We start from the raw sequence: 14,907 nt of genomic DNA on the forward strand, positions 1-14,907 counted from the left end.
TATATTCATACTGCTATTTTTTTTCAGAAACCTGAGTGCCTAATATCGTAGATAAAGAATGCATTTCAGGTAGGATTTGATGCATTAAATGCAGTTGTTGTAATACCATTCTTACAGAGTCCTCATCTTCATCGCGCCATTCAGATAATCGTTTCTCAATGCTTTCTTCTGCCATAATATTTAATTCTTCATTACAGTCAGAATTCGTAAACTGACATTGGATTTGGTTCAGATGTGAATGAATAATACGGTGTGATTCAGCAACCAATTGATGAGTTTCTTCATCTTTTAATCGTGTTCTATGGGCACCAAGTGCAGAAATATAGCTAAGCATCGCATGACATAGGCAAAGAAAACGAAATGATTCGTCTACTGCAGTTTGGTATTTTCCTGGTTCTATAAGCATGTTACTAATGGCAGAACTAAGTGCGGCTTCATTATTATGAGCCTGGCGTCGAGAGAGTCGATATTGGAGGGAATCTTTTTTTCCCGCCCTATATTGAGCAATAATATTTGATAAGTAATCTTGATGGGCATGAACCGTATCAGCCATTACCTTATGTAAGCGCTTGGATTGCCAGTCAGGCAAAATATAAGTGACGGCAACCACAGCCAAAATACAGCCAACAATGGTATCTCCCAAACGAGGAAGAATTACGGCATAACCTTCACCTAATTGGTTAAAGCAAAATAAAACTAAGATTGTGATGAAGGCGGTAGCAAAGCCATAGTTAGCTAGACGAAAAGCAAAGAACAAAACCCCAGCAATAACCATTAAAACTAATTGACTATCCAGAGAAGGAAACAGAACGAGCAGTGCCGTTCCTGCCAACAGTCCGATCAGAGTTCCAGCGACACGAGCAACGAGTTTTTCTTTTGTGGCACTGTAGTTTGGTTGGCAGACAAAAAGCGTGGTCAATAAAATCCAATAGCCGCGATCCAAATCAAATGCTTGAATAATGCCATAACCAGCAGTGAGAGCTAAAGCCATTCGAATAGCGTGGCGAAATAGAACAGAATCAGTGGTTAGATTCGCTCTTAATCGTTGCCACATTGCTTTAGGGGTATGAGCTCCTTGATCAGCCAATACGGTGTCTTCTTCGCTTTCTAAACTTCGTTCAGGATTGCTAATATTGGCAAATTGACGTTCAACCGTCGCGAGGTTGTTAAATAAATATTCAAGCTGAATTACCGATAAGCGCCACTCTGGTCGCTGCTGTTCCTTCAGGGCAATTAAGGATTGTTGTAATTCATCTAATGCAAAAATAGAGGTTTGGGCGTGTTGATAAGGTAAACCAAGTGATAAACAACGAGCGACTTCTTTACAAGCCTCTGATTGGCTATGCAATAAATGCTTAAAGCGAAAGAGAATATCACTTCGGTTAAATGTATTAGCAAGATCTTGATAGCGATAATGGCTAGAGCTGACTCGCTCATGGATGTCTTGAGCAATAAAATATATCTTTAGAAAGCGGTCGCTTGCACCAACAACATGGCCGCCTTTAGCTCTCGTTAATAAAGATGCCTTACTGTTATTCAACGCCGTCACCATTTGTGCGTTATTTTTTGCTTCTTGAAGGCGGTAAGGCTGAGGTACTAGATTTGTGATGGGATGAAATAGCTCACTTTTACTATTTAAGTAAGTCGCCATGGTATCAAAAACGGTAGCTAGGTTTTGTTGTACTGGCTGTAAAGGCCAGAAAATTTGCCAAGTTAATGAGATTGAATAATACCAAGCAGCCCCCCCTAGAAGAAGCATAGGTTGATACCATATGTTAGGGCTTTCTGCTGCGCCTAGCATGGTATAAATAGCGATCAGTAAAGAACCAAATGCGATGCTTGCATAACGAGGGCCTAAGGCTCCAAGCATGATAAACGAAAAAGTAGAGCAAAAAAGACCAATCGCAAATAAGATAGGGGTTTTAAAAAGAAGCTCAATAGAGAAAGCTGCAACGGCAAAGCAAATAAAAGTTAAGAAAAGAGCCTTGAGTCGACCAGATAATTTATCGTCAGTTTCTGCTAATGCAGCGGCAATGATGCCTAAAATTAATGGAGTAATTGCGGTGTTTTGTTCTAAATACCAACAAGGAATAACCGCGCCAACTAGAGCGATTAATACACGAATACTGAAATTAATGGTTTTATTGGACCAATATTGACGAAAAAGTTGGCGATAGCTCACAATAGGTATTATCTAATAATGCAAAAGCCTATCATAACAAAGTCCTATAGGGATGAAAGCAACATAGAGTAGATCATTGTCTTAATACTGATCTGGGACAACAAAAAAAGAACCTGATATCCTATCCCTCTTCCAGTCATCCATGGGTGCTTAAAATATGCCCATAAATATAATTATCCTTAGGTAGTATTGAATCATGCAGATCAAAGCAACCACCTTCGCTCAGTGGTTAGTTCAAGGTGATTATTATCAACTTGAATTAGAGCAAGAGCAGCTGTTGTTTACCTCACATAAGTTCCAAGTATCTGTTCCGTTTGATAAATGGAGTGGAAAGGTTACCTTTCAAAGAGGGTTGATTTGGAGTTCTCTGTGTTTTTATAATCGTAATGAACAAATTGCGTGGCGAGTGTCAGGTTTACCGTGGCAAGAATGCGATGTCATTATTAATACCGTATTAAATGCGTATGCTGATTGGAAAGAATCTAAAATAGTGATGCTTAATCAACTTAAACCACAAATGTTAAATTTGGTTAAAGACTTTAGTGGTCAGCGTCGTTTTTTAAAACAAACAGAAGCATTATTAATGGTTGAAAAATTGTATGATTTGTTTGAACAAACACAATTATCAATTCCACTTGCTGAGCAGCTCCAACCAAATTGTATTGCTCCTGTTCTTAACTGGCTTACCGATCCAGAGTTACAATTAACAGAACTTAATAATGAATGGTTAGAGGAACAAAAAACAGAATGGAAAGATTTCTTTTCTAGATGTGAATCTCAGCCACTTAATGAATCTCAGCAAAGTGCCTTGTTATTAAATGAGGATCATACCTTAGTCTTAGCGGGTGCTGGTTCCGGTAAAACGAGCGTCCTTGTTGCTCGGGTTAATTATTTAATTGAAAGTGGCCAGGCACAGCCTGATGAAGTGTTATTGCTTGCTTTTGGCCGCCAAGCCGCTCAAGAGATGTCAGGCAGAATTATCGAGAAATTGGGGTTTGATGTTGGTCAAAAAGTAAAGGTCGCTACATTTCATCAATTAGGATTAGAAATTATTCGCCATGCGGAATACCAACAGCCTAAACTTTCTTGTCTGGTTACTGATGTAAAAAGCCGTAAAGAATGGTTTGTTCACGTACTTGATTCAGAATGGAAAAATGCGACGGCGATGAATCGTTGGAAAAAACATCTAAAAAAATGGCCAATTGCTTATCTTCGTGGTGATGTCGATTTAAAAGAAGAATCGCATAATGAGAAGCTTCAAGAATGGTTATATAAACAGATCTGCCAACTAAATGCATTGCAATTGGATAAAAAATCAACGTTAGAAAAGATAGAATCACATCTTGATGCTGCACGATTAAAAAGTGAATTAAATATCGTTTGGCCGTTTTTTAAGGCGTATGAACGAACGTTAAAGCATGAAGAGGCGATTGACTACGAGTTGATGATCTCAAAAGCTAAGCAGTATATTAATGATAAAAAATATGCACTGCCTTGGGCGTTTGTGATGGTGGATGAGTATCAAGATATTTCACCACAGCGTTTAGATTTAATTGAAGCGATTTGTCACAACGAAAATACGCATCAAGAAAAAGCAACGCTCTTTGCTGTGGGAGATGATTGGCAAGCGATTTATCGTTTTGCAGGTGCTGATGTATCTTTAACTACCGGTTTTGAAAAGCGTTTTCAATCAACTCAAATTGCATATTTATCTACGACATATCGCTTTAATGATCAAATTGGTGCAGTGGCAAATAGGTTTATCCAAGAAAACCCGATGCAGCTTACAAAAGAGCTGAACAGCTTTACTAAGCAAAAAAGAAAAGCCGTGAAAGTGATAGAGCATAATTCAATTGAAAAAGAATTATTGTCATTATCTAAAAATAGTAAAGATGGCGATAAAGTGTTAATTCTGGGGCGAAACCATAGCCATAAACCAGATGGTTTTGATGAATGGACAAAGTTTTATCCTGGATTAAATTTGGAATATAAAACGTGTCATGCGAGTAAAGGAACTGAAGCCGATTATGTTTTTATTGTTGAAATGACAGACGGTCAATTTCCGATGAAAATCAGATCAGAATCTCTAGATAGCGCATTACTTCCTCATGAAGAGGAGTTTAGTTATGCAGAAGAACGCCGTTTATTTTATGTTGCATTAACCAGAGCCAAGAAAAAGGTCTGGGTAGCATATCATGGCAAACCTTCTCCCTTTGTTCAGGAAATCGTTGATAAAGATTACCCTGTTATTATTGAGTAATATTCTTAAGTTAATAAAAAGCCCTTACTTACTATAAGTAGGGGCTTTTATTTATAAGTAAGCTGTTAGCGAGTTTTATTATACACGTTCAGCTAAATAGGCTGCATAATCAGGAATTTCGATCTCGACTTCTTTTGTCATATTAGGCGAAGTAATCATTAATTTTGCACTTGCGCGGTTCATTGCAACAGGTACATTCCATACTGTCGCTATGCGTAATAAGGCTTTAACATCAGGATCGTGAGGAACTGCGTTTAGTGGATCCCAGAAAAAGATCATCATATCAATCTTACCTTCTGAGATTAAAGCGCCTAATTGCTGGTCTCCGCCCATAGGACCGCTTAATAAACTTTTAATTGCTAACCCGGTTTCTCTGCTAAGAAGATTTCCTGTTGTGCCTGTAGCAAATAGAAAATGACCTTGTAATGCTTCCTTGTTTTCAGTAACCCAACGTAAAAGCTCTGGCTTGTAATGGTCATGAGCCACAAGTGCTATATTCTTATGAGCAGGGATAATCCGTGTTGTTTTTTTCATTAAAGGTTCCTTAATTATAATTTTCTTTAACTTACTACTTTTACATCTCAACTAAATGACACTGCAACTAAGGTTGTGCAGCTACAAAAAACGTAGGGCGGTATTCCGCAGGAGAGAGAGAGTCGAGTAATACCTTTTTTGGTAAATGGTTTGGTGTTAATGCTTCTATTTTTGGCGATAATTTAAAAGGCAATGGTTTATTATTTAAGTACCCAATCGCCTGTTGGACACTTAACTTGCCTTGTAAAACCATTTTATCAGTAGGAGAAAATAACACACGTTTACGTAATAAACCGCGATATACCGCATGACTTAGATAAGTAGACACTAATCCAACTTCATTTTGCATTTTTCTACTAGCAAGTTCGCTGATCGCAACTTCAATTGCAACGGCTCCGCCCACTAAATAATCTAATTTTTCACTTTGAAGTGCATCTTGAATAAGGTTGCGTTGGAGTTCTTTACTGTTATCCCCCCAGTAGGTCGCACTGACCACAATATCACTTTCTTTTATTGCGTCGTTAAACCCTTTAGTTACTGGTTTTGTTCCGCCACGAGTTTTAGGCCCTGGTAGCCACCCAATGTAAGTGATACCTGAGTCTTTAGGGTGTCTCTTGGCTAAAAACTCTCCCGCTTTATAGCCCATGTCGTACCAATCTACTCCGACTTCACCAAGATGAATGGGCGGCAGAGGAGGTAATGAACTCGTTAATTGATTTACAGTAGCGAAAATAGGTATTCCAGAGGTTAATCTTTTTAAGTCACTTTGGTAAACAATAGGATCAACGGTACCTAATAAAATAGCGTCAGCACCAATAGATACGCATTGTTCTATCTGTTCTTTTTGACGGTCAATGTTAGGATAACCACCTGATTCATAGACGGTTAATTCAATATTTTTGCGCTTTGCTTCTTCAACCATGCCGTAATTGACGGAAAGCCAATAAGAGTCTTTTAAGTGTGGGTAAATAGCACACAATTTCCATGATTCTTTTGCGTGTGCAAGAGGGGATAATAAGATGGAAATTAATAAGATAGCTATGGAATGAAAAGTAAGTTTCATGGTCTCTTCGCACTGACTTTAGGTTGGTGATATGATACTCGCATTACTTCATTTTCTAAAGTGTATTCAAGATTATGTTATTTGCTTCTACAGGGATAGGTCGAAAGCTATTTCTTACTTTTATGGTGATGATTGCTCTTATGGCTTTTGGATCTGTTGTTAGTGTTCTTGGTTTCTCTTATGTTGAAAAAACAGAAAGAACAGTAATAGATTCGGCCATTCCTGCGGTAATTGAAGCTCGATATATTTCTGATTTAAGTACAAAAATAATTTCTACTTCTCAATTACTTTCTCAAGTTAATTCAGAAAAAGAACGAAAAAAATACGGCAAAGAATTATTTACCTCGATTGAAAGCTTATATGTCCGGTTGAAAGGGCTGGGGGTTTATCCATTTGATAAAGCGTTACTTACTCGTTTAGATCATCAAGTTCAAGAGATTGTTGATAATTTAGCAACGATGGGAAATAACGTTGGTGAAAAAGTGGTTCTGCACAGTCTTATTCAAAATAAAAGTCAAAAGCTAACCAAAACAGCGCTTCAATTAGAAGAATTAGCTCGTTCGCAAGTTCTTAACTCAAACACGATCACCATTGCTAATGTTGTTAAAATTTATGATCTTGTTGAAAATAAAGATGACGATGCAGTTTATAAAGCATTAGATACATTAGTTGAAATAGATCTTGATTTGGCCGAACGTTTACATGAATTACGTTTGCTCACATTTAAGGTTGTTAATACGATTGATGATGCGAGAAACAGCCACAATATCGTTAATGTTGAAAAATTACGCCAAGATTTCAATCGAGACATGACGATTATTACTCGTCGTGTGCAAGCTGTTGAAGATCCAAGTCGAACAAAGCAAATGTTGGTATTAGCAAATAATCTTACTAAAAGTGAACGTCTTTTTAATGAGCTAATTCAATTAATCAATATAAATCAACAATTGAAATCGTTAAGTGATGAAAATATTCATCAATTCCAAGAATTAAATTTAACGATTGCACAACTCTTAGAGCAAGCGAATGATGTCACGAAACAAGCTGTTGCTGATGTGAACTTTGTACTAAAAGTGGTACAGCAACTACTTATTTCTATTACGTTATTGGGTTTATGTTTAGTTATCTACATTATGTGGCGCTACGTATATGCTCGCGTAATTATGCGACTTAATCAATATGAACAAGCGATTACAAATGTTGCTAATGGGAAGTTAGACATCGAGTTAGATACATCAGGAGATGATGAATTAGCTCAAATGGGACGTTCAATTCTTGTCGCTAGAGATACAGCACAAGAACTTCAAGATTATAAAGACAGTTTAGAGTTGCAAATTGCTCAAAGAACCCAAGAACTAAAGTCGAGTAATGAGCGCTTAAACGTTGAAATAATTAATCATGATAAAGCGCGTGATTTAGCGGAACAAGCCAATCGAGCTAAATCTGCTTTCTTAGCAACGATGAGCCATGAGATCCGAACGCCACTAAATGGTGTTCTTGGGACTGGAGAGTTATTACGCGGAAGTGGCTTAACGGCTTTGCAACAACAATATGTTGATATTATTAATCGCAGTGGTGAAAACTTACTGGATTTACTTAATGATATTTTAGATTACTCAAAAATTGAAGCCGGTCATTTATCTATTCGTAATGTAAATTTTAACGTGCATTCTATGGTTACAGATGTACATCATTTATTTAGTTCAAGGGCTCAACAGAAAGGGATTACTCTTGCGTTTGATGTTCCGGCAGAGATACCTGCGTGGTGGATAGGAGATAGCACCCGAATTAGACAAGTGTTGAATAACTTTGTCGGTAACGCGGTTAAATTTACCCATGTAGGTAGTGTGACAATTCAATTGCACGTTATTTTGGATACGACGTTATTGTTTGAGGTGGTTGATACTGGTGTTGGTATTGCCAAGCATGAAATGGGTAATTTGTTTGAGGCGTTTACTCAAGCAGAAGAAGGGCAAAAAGTTTATGGTGGAACAGGTCTAGGGCTTGCGATTAGCCAGCGCTTAATTGAAGCGATGGACGGTGAAATTGGTGTTGACTCACAAGAGGGGCTAGGGAGTACATTTTGGTTCTCTTTAGAATTAGAGGAGGGGCATTGTATCATTGCCCATAATGAAGAAAGTACCACTCCTGATGTTGCTCCTGCTCATATTCTTCTAGTGGAAGATAATCCGGTTAATCAAATGGTGGCTGTTGGTTTCTTAGAACGCTTGGGTCACAAGGTTACCGCTGTTGATACCGGTATCCTTGCGGAAGAGGCGTTAAAAAAAGACCAATTTGATATGCTATTTTTAGATATTAATCTACCTGATACGGATGGTGTCACTTTACAGAAGCGATTAAGAGAAATAGAACAGAACAAAGAGGGTTATACGCAACATACCCCTATACTTGCTGTTTCGGCTCACGTTTTTAATGAAGATGTTGAAAGCTATTTAGCCGCAGGGTTTGATGGTTTTTTAGGGAAACCTTTAATTGAAAATCAATTAATAAAAATGCTTAATCGTTTTTTAAGCGAGGTTCCTTTAATACAGGAAATAGAGATGGCTCAAGAGGCATTAGCTTTTATTTCTGATAATAATAGCATTGAGGAAGCAGATGTGATTTTAAATGAGAAGGTTCTTCAAAGTGATCTGGCTGTGTTAGGAGAGGTTAGAATGGCCAAGATCATCGATCTATTTAGAGTATCCTCTAAAGATAATTTAGTTCAATTACAACATGCAATTATCAATAGAGATGTGTATCAAGTGAACCAGCTTGCACATAAATTAAAAGGATCTGCCGGTAGTCTTGGTTTAATGCAATTACACGCACTTTGTCATTCTTATGAAGAAAAAGGGAAAAGTGGTGACGTATCTGGTTGCAGTGATATCGAAATTTCTCAGGTTTATGGACAATCAATAGAGGCATTAAATACCTTTTTTGATAAATGAAATTAACTTCATAAATATCAATAATATGAGAGAAATTTATTTGCCAATATGATGGGTTTGGACAATTTATATTTAGCGTTATTTGGTATAGTTCTGTGGAATAATTTTTATTTCATATGGATAGGTTATGAAGTTAGCAGGACGTTTATCAGTAAAAACAAAAATAGCATTGCCAATTGTCGCGATTGTTTCTTTATTCAGTGTTATTTCAACGCTTAATGTAATGAAGCTAAATGAACAAGCGGAAGTTAATTACAAATTAATTGAGCTTGTTCAGCCAGTAAATGAATCATTAGAAGATGCATACCGAGATCTTTATCAAGTCACTGCAGCAGCGCAAGGTTTAATGCTTTCAACAACCAATGCAGAAAGAGATCATCATACGTTTGAATTTCAAGATAACGCTTACAACGCTATTCCTCGTTTAAAAAAGGTTGAAGTGTTATTTCAAGAAAACATTTTGCCTTTAAATACTCAAGTTGAATTAACAACGTTAATTAATGCGGCCGAAAAATGGATTGAACTCTATGAACCCCTGTTCTCTGACCCTAATAATTCTCAAGCTTATTATCAGAAACATCATAATCAGTTAGAAGAACAATTCAAGATCATGCGAAAGCAACTTAAATCAATCAGCAAGTTGATTATGAGTGAGCAAGTAAAGTTAGGGGTACAGAGCCATCATGGGATTAATTCGGGGAAAATTATTTCAGAAATTGGTGCCATTAGTGCTGTGATTTTTGGCTTATTCGCTATTTGGTTATCAATTAATTGGATTGTAAAACCAATTCAATCATTAGAATCGGCGATGTCAGAAGTCGCTTCTGGAGACGGAGATTTAACAAAGCGCATCGCCGTTACCTCAAATGATGAAATTGGTAAACTTGCACAAGCCTTTAATTTGTTTGTATCAAAGATACATACCACGGTTTCAGATGTTATTGCATCGTCTAATACCGTTCGTTCTGAAATGGACAATATCCAAGTATTAACAAAAAATATCGCTAAATTCTCTTCAAGCCAACAACAAGAGAGTGAGGTCGTTGCTGCTGCTGTGCATGAAATGCAAGTAACAAGTAATACGGTGAATGAAAATGCCAATGAAGCAGCAGAAGCAAGCTTAGGTGCCACAGCAGAAGCTGATACGACAGAAGCTATTTTGCAGCAGACCGTAATATCGATTCAAGGATTGGCCAATGAGATAACATTGGCGGGAACTGTAATTCATACTCTAGATAGTGATGTTTCAAATATAGCATCGATTTTAGGTGTAATTAAAGGGATAGCTGACCAAACAAATTTATTAGCATTAAATGCGGCAATAGAAGCTGCGCGAGCTGGTGAGCAAGGACGTGGTTTTGCAGTTGTTGCTGATGAAGTAAGGGCGTTAGCAAGTAAAACGCAATACAGTACTGGTGAGATCGAAAAGATGATTGAGCGTTTACAATCGGGGGCAAAAGAAGCTGTTTTCGCAATGGAATCAAGTACCAAAAGTGGCAAAGAAACGATTGATCTAGCAAGTGAGGCATCAAAGTCATTACAACATATCACAAGAGCGATTGTTGTTATGAACGATATGAATACGCATATCGCCACAGCCGCTAATGAGCAGAGCCATGTTAGTGATGACGTCAACTCGAATGTACAACGTATTGCAGATAATAGTTCAGAAATGGTGCTGATGGTAAGTCGCTCAGAAAGTGCTTGTATTTCACTATCAGAACAGTGCGAGCGTCTTGATGGTTTGGTCTCTCAATTTAAAGTGTAATTTTGACAGTTGGTTTTGATAAATAAAATAGCCCACGATATTCGTGGGCTATTTTATATCTATTGATCTGTATGGGGCGTTTATTTATTTTGTAATAAGTAGGCGGAAAAACGTTCTTGCGTTTCTTTATCTGCTTTTTCATACCAGTAATGCAGCATTTGTTCAGCAGTGTTTTGGCCTTGCTCATTTTTAATTTCTTTATGAGTTACAGTTACCATGCCTTCTTTAAATGCGGCAGGATCATTGGTGCTATTGAATTGCGCTAGTTCAAATTGAATATTTCGGCCAACTTGAACACCATTATGGATAAGTTGTGATTGGGCGTAAGGGATCACTGCATTGTTTTGATCGATAAGTTGCCAATTTAAGTCAGTATTAAAGGCTTCTGCTTTTTCTGGCGAATTATAGGTTGGAAATTTAAAGGTGATCTCTTTATCTGATGCAGAGAATTTAGAAATAATAATATCGCTAGAGACGATGATATTATCTTTACCTTGTTTAAATACTGGGTTGTATCTAAATGCAATTTGGTGCTCGCCGTTTTCTAATTCAAGATTTGATGAAGTAGAGAAGAAAGAACTTTCTAATTCAACTTCTTGATTGTCAACCAGTAGTAGCTCAACATCTCCAGGAATAGTCAGTTGAATTGAGGCATTTGCACTTACTGAAGTAAGAAGACAAATACTGGCAGCAAAGAGAGAATTAATTTTCATTTAAGTACACCTAATCATTATTATTAGATTAAGTGTACTTAGATTCTAGTGATAAATAAACGCCTAACTGAATTAGAAATTATACGTTAACCCAATATAAGTGGTCCCAAAGTCATATCCAATACCATCTATAATAGCACGTGCTATGTTGTGACCTGCTGTCAAAGTGAAATGTTTTGTAAAGTCATATCCAGCTTCAAAACCATAAGATAGACCTAAGGCGCTTCGGCTTTCGGATCCTGTTCCTTTAAAACCTTTATTCCCTTCTTCTAAGTAAAAATCAATATCCATATCTAAGTAGTAATATCCATACCCAAACAGACTGGTAATAAAGAAATCAGACTCCAATATATAAGCTCGGTATTTTAAATTAGCACCGAAAAAATGGGCATCAATATGGCTTCTTGCAAATTCATTATCTTTCTTCCAGTCGTAATCAAAACTGCCCATATTGTTATATTCAAGTTCAACAGACATATAAAATGTATCTGAAATTGGGAAATCATAACCACCTTTAATGTTATAGCCACGATCAAGGTCTGTTTGAACTCCAAGAAAAGTCACTGAAGACTCTTCGAGATTAGTTGTTATGTAATAGCCTGATTTGTCAGCTTGTACAGAAAAAGAAAATAATATAAATGATATGAAACTCAATAACTTCATGTAATTATCCGTAATATCTATGTAGTTATTATTATTCACGTTAACTATAATAAATCAAATAATATAACAAATAAATTACAATTTATAACAAAAAAAGCCCCTAACTAGTAGGGGCAAAGAGTTTCCATCGCTTTTGTTATAATTCAATAATTAGGTTTAACCAAAGTCACCATTTACATAGCCTTGGGTACGGTCATCTTTAGGATTTGAGAAAATAACATGAGTATCGTTATGCTCTACTAATTCGCCCATCAAAAAGAAAGCCGTTTTATCTGAAATACGACGAGCTTGTTGCATAGAGTGAGTAACGATAACAATCGTATAATCTTTTTTCAGTGTTTCCATCAATTCTTCAATTTTGTGTGTTGCAATAGGGTCTAATGCTGACGTTGGTTCGTCCATTAAGATGACATCAGGTTCCATTGCGATAGTACGAGCAATACACAAACGCTGTTGTTGTCCACCAGATAGGCCAAAAGCATGAGATTTTAAGCGATCTTTTACTTCATCCCAAAGAGCAGCACTGCGAAGTGATTTCTCAACAACGGCATCTAGTACTTTTTTGTCTTTTACGCCTTGTGCTTTTAAGCCATAGGCAACGTTTTCATAAATGCTCATTGGAAATGGGTTGGCTTTTTGGAAAACCATCCCAACTTTGATTCGTAAATCGGCAACATCGATATTACTGTAAATGTCATGGTCATCTAAGCTAACAAACCCCGTAATTTTTACGCCAGGGATTAAATCATTCATGCGATTTAAACAACGTAATAACGTTGATTTTCCACAGCCAGAAGGGCCGATCAGTGCAGTTACTTGTTTTGCAGGGATCGGTAAGTTAATGCCTTTTAATGCTTGGTTTTGTCCGTAAAAAAGATCTAGGTTTTCAATATTAAATTTGTTCATTGTGTTTTCCTTACTGATCGCATCTTATACCGTGCAATCAGTCAATAATTAGTGATAGATAATAAATCGATTAATTAAGACGCTTTATTGATTTTTCGAGCCAATAGCTTCGTTAGCGTGTTAATTATTAATACAAGAACAATCAATACTGTCGCTGTTGCGTAAGCTTGATTCCATTCTTCGATAGTAAATAATTCAGTGGTTAATTTGTAAAGATGAACGGTTAATGTTCTGCCTGAATCAAGCAATGAATCAGGAATACGTGCCACCATCCCCGCGGTTAAGAATACCGGCGCAGATTCACCAATAACACGACCAATACTTAAAATAACAGAGGTTAAAATACCTGGCATTGCGCTTGGTAATATTAAGCGCCAAATTGTATAGATTTTTGATGCACCTAAACCATAAGAGCCTTCTCTAAAGGTTTGAGGTACGGCCATTAATGCTTCTTCTGTTGTACGAATAATCACAGGTAAGATTAAAATACTCAGCGTAAGTGCGCCGGATAAAATTGAGAAACCTAATCCTAAAATACCCACAAAGAAAGTCATACCAAATAGACCAAAGATTATCGATGGAATACCAGCTAATGACTCGGTACAGAAGCGAATGACTTTAACGAGTTTACTGCCTACTTTTGCGTATTCGGTTAAATAGATGGCCGTCATTATCCCAAGTGGTGCTGCAACTGCAATTGAAGCTAATACCATGTAGAGGGTGGCCACGATCATTGGGAAGATACCGTGCTCTTCACCAGTACGAGTGTAATTATCAGTAATGAATGACCAGCTTACGTGCTGTAGGCCATTTGATAAGATGTACCACATTATCCAAAAAAGAAAACCGACGGTAATAGATGCAGATAGCCAAATTAATCCTGCGGCAATCTGGTCTTTAATATGACGTTGTTTTTTTAATTTATTCATTGTCTTATCTCGCTGTTTCACGATTTAGATAAAGAAGAATGCCATTTAGAGACATGATAAAGACGAGTAATACTACGCCTGTTGCATATAGAGCACTGGCATGGATGCCACTTGCGTATGACATTTCAATCGCAATGTTTGCGGTTAATGTACGCGCTGAATCTAAGATACCTTCAGGCATTGCAGGGGCATTACCCATTACCATAATGATTGCCATGGTTTCACCTAGCGCACGAGCAATACCTAGGATGACGCCGGTCATAATGCCTGAGCGAGCAGCAGGAAGAAGAATTCGGAAAATAGTAAATATCTTAGATGCCCCAAGTGCTAGGGAACCTTCTTTATAGGTTGCAGGGACGGCTCTGATGGATGTTTCTGATACCGTAATTACGGTAGGTAAAATCATAATACCCAAAACAATAATACCAGCAAGAATGGTGTTACCTGCAGGGACTTGAAATATATCTTGAATTAATGGAACGATGATAACTAGACCGAAGAAGCCATAAACAACTGATGGGATGCCAGCCAGTAATTCAACCGCTGGGCGGATAATATCGGCAAGGCGTTTAGGCGCGATTTCAGCGATAAAAATAGCCGTAAGGATACCGATTGGAACACCGACGAGAACGGCACCAAAGGTAGAAACAACGGATGCGACGATCATGGTGAAAACACCATAAAGAGCGGGTGGCAGCCAGTCTTGGCCAAATACAATGCCGCTTACGCCGACTTGTTGAAATGCAGGGATACTTTCTTTAACAATAAAGTAAGCAATTGTTGCCAGTGAAACAATACCAATAACAGCACAGCTTAAAAATAAGCCATGGAAAATGCGCTCTCTCCAATCCACTCGCTTTTTTTGTCTCAACGGGCTTTTTGAAGGCTTGTCGTTATTTATTGTATTTGGATTATTCATTGCGATGGTCATAATAAAT

At 37.4% G+C, this 14,907-nt stretch carries 11 protein-coding genes; 3 read left to right on the top strand and 8 right to left on the bottom strand.

The annotated features are described in order from the left end of the window. Positions 1 to 13: 13 nt before the first annotated feature. Positions 14 to 2,182 carry a YccS family putative transporter gene (gene yccS / locus A6E06_RS06265; RefSeq protein WP_065592963.1) on the bottom strand — a complete coding sequence of 723 codons (2,169 nt, stop codon included), beginning with the start codon at positions 2,180 to 2,182 and terminating at the stop codon, positions 14 to 16. Positions 2,183 to 2,378: 196 nt separating this feature from the next. On the opposite strand from yccS, the gene helD reads away from it, so the two are divergent. Then, a complete protein-coding gene (helD, locus tag A6E06_RS06270) occupies positions 2,379 to 4,442 on the top strand; it encodes a DNA helicase IV (RefSeq protein WP_065592964.1) in 2,064 nt (687 codons plus the stop codon). 78 nt (positions 4,443 to 4,520) lie between these two features. Here the strand turns inward: helD and A6E06_RS06275 are convergent, their stop codons facing one another. Continuing rightward, positions 4,521 to 4,976 carry a methylglyoxal synthase gene (locus tag A6E06_RS06275; protein WP_065592965.1) on the bottom strand — a complete coding sequence of 152 codons (456 nt, stop codon included), beginning with the start codon at positions 4,974 to 4,976 and terminating at the stop codon, positions 4,521 to 4,523. 67 nt (positions 4,977 to 5,043) lie between these two features. Next, positions 5,044 to 6,039 (bottom strand): TMAO reductase system periplasmic protein TorT, encoded by a 996-nt coding sequence (gene torT / locus A6E06_RS06280; protein ID WP_065592966.1) that lies wholly within the window; start codon positions 6,037 to 6,039, stop codon positions 5,044 to 5,046. 74 nt (positions 6,040 to 6,113) lie between these two features. Here torT and torS point away from each other — a divergent pair, with 74 nt between their 5' ends. Both torS and A6E06_RS06290 read left to right on the top strand, forming a co-directional pair. Next, positions 6,114 to 8,990 carry a TMAO reductase system sensor histidine kinase/response regulator TorS gene (gene torS / locus A6E06_RS06285; protein WP_065592967.1) on the top strand — a complete coding sequence of 959 codons (2,877 nt, stop codon included), beginning with the start codon at positions 6,114 to 6,116 and terminating at the stop codon, positions 8,988 to 8,990. Between the two features lie 127 nt (positions 8,991 to 9,117). Beyond that, entirely contained in the window at positions 9,118 to 10,758 is a 1,641-nt protein-coding gene (locus tag A6E06_RS06290) for a methyl-accepting chemotaxis protein (RefSeq protein ID WP_065592968.1), read from the top strand. An 80-nt stretch (positions 10,759 to 10,838) separates the two neighbouring features. On the opposite strand, the gene A6E06_RS06295 is transcribed toward A6E06_RS06290, so the two are convergent. The 5 genes from A6E06_RS06295 to pstC form a co-directional block, all read right to left on the bottom strand. Beyond that, a complete protein-coding gene (locus A6E06_RS06295) occupies positions 10,839 to 11,471 on the bottom strand; it encodes a DUF2057 family protein (protein WP_061013845.1) in 633 nt (210 codons plus the stop codon). A 72-nt stretch (positions 11,472 to 11,543) separates the two neighbouring features. Then, complete coding sequence (locus A6E06_RS06300) at positions 11,544 to 12,134, bottom strand: porin family protein (RefSeq protein ID WP_065592969.1); 591 nt, start codon at positions 12,132 to 12,134, stop codon at positions 11,544 to 11,546. Between the two features lie 156 nt (positions 12,135 to 12,290). Continuing rightward, entirely contained in the window at positions 12,291 to 13,040 is a 750-nt protein-coding gene (gene pstB / locus A6E06_RS06305) for a phosphate ABC transporter ATP-binding protein PstB (RefSeq protein ID WP_065592970.1), read from the bottom strand. Between the two features lie 74 nt (positions 13,041 to 13,114). Then, positions 13,115 to 13,969 (bottom strand): phosphate ABC transporter permease PstA, encoded by an 855-nt coding sequence (gene pstA, locus A6E06_RS06310; protein WP_012550648.1) that lies wholly within the window; start codon positions 13,967 to 13,969, stop codon positions 13,115 to 13,117. 4 nt (positions 13,970 to 13,973) lie between these two features. Beyond that, complete coding sequence (gene pstC, locus A6E06_RS06315; protein ID WP_065592971.1) at positions 13,974 to 14,900, bottom strand: phosphate ABC transporter permease subunit PstC; 927 nt, start codon at positions 14,898 to 14,900, stop codon at positions 13,974 to 13,976. Between the last annotated feature and the right edge of the window lie 7 nt (positions 14,901 to 14,907).

The organism is Aliivibrio sp. 1S175 (assembly GCF_001690985.1).
Taxonomy (GTDB): domain Bacteria; phylum Pseudomonadota; class Gammaproteobacteria; order Enterobacterales; family Vibrionaceae; genus Aliivibrio.

Coding starts and splice junctions, on each gene's coding strand:
- A6E06_RS06275 (WP_065592965.1), bottom strand. CDS start 4,976: ATGAAAAAAACAACACGGATTATCCCTGCTCATAAGAATATAGCACTT.
- pstA (WP_012550648.1), bottom strand. CDS start 13,969: ATGAATAAATTAAAAAAACAACGTCATATTAAAGACCAGATTGCCGCA.
- helD (WP_065592964.1), top strand. CDS start 2,379: ATGCAGATCAAAGCAACCACCTTCGCTCAGTGGTTAGTTCAAGGTGAT.
- A6E06_RS06300 (WP_065592969.1), bottom strand. CDS start 12,134: ATGAAGTTATTGAGTTTCATATCATTTATATTATTTTCTTTTTCTGTA.
- torT (WP_065592966.1), bottom strand. CDS start 6,039: ATGAAACTTACTTTTCATTCCATAGCTATCTTATTAATTTCCATCTTA.
- pstB (WP_065592970.1), bottom strand. CDS start 13,040: ATGAACAAATTTAATATTGAAAACCTAGATCTTTTTTACGGACAAAAC.
- A6E06_RS06290 (WP_065592968.1), top strand. CDS start 9,118: ATGAAGTTAGCAGGACGTTTATCAGTAAAAACAAAAATAGCATTGCCA.
- A6E06_RS06295 (WP_061013845.1), bottom strand. CDS start 11,471: ATGAAAATTAATTCTCTCTTTGCTGCCAGTATTTGTCTTCTTACTTCA.
- pstC (WP_065592971.1), bottom strand. CDS start 14,900: ATGACCATCGCAATGAATAATCCAAATACAATAAATAACGACAAGCCT.
- torS (WP_065592967.1), top strand. CDS start 6,114: ATGTTATTTGCTTCTACAGGGATAGGTCGAAAGCTATTTCTTACTTTT.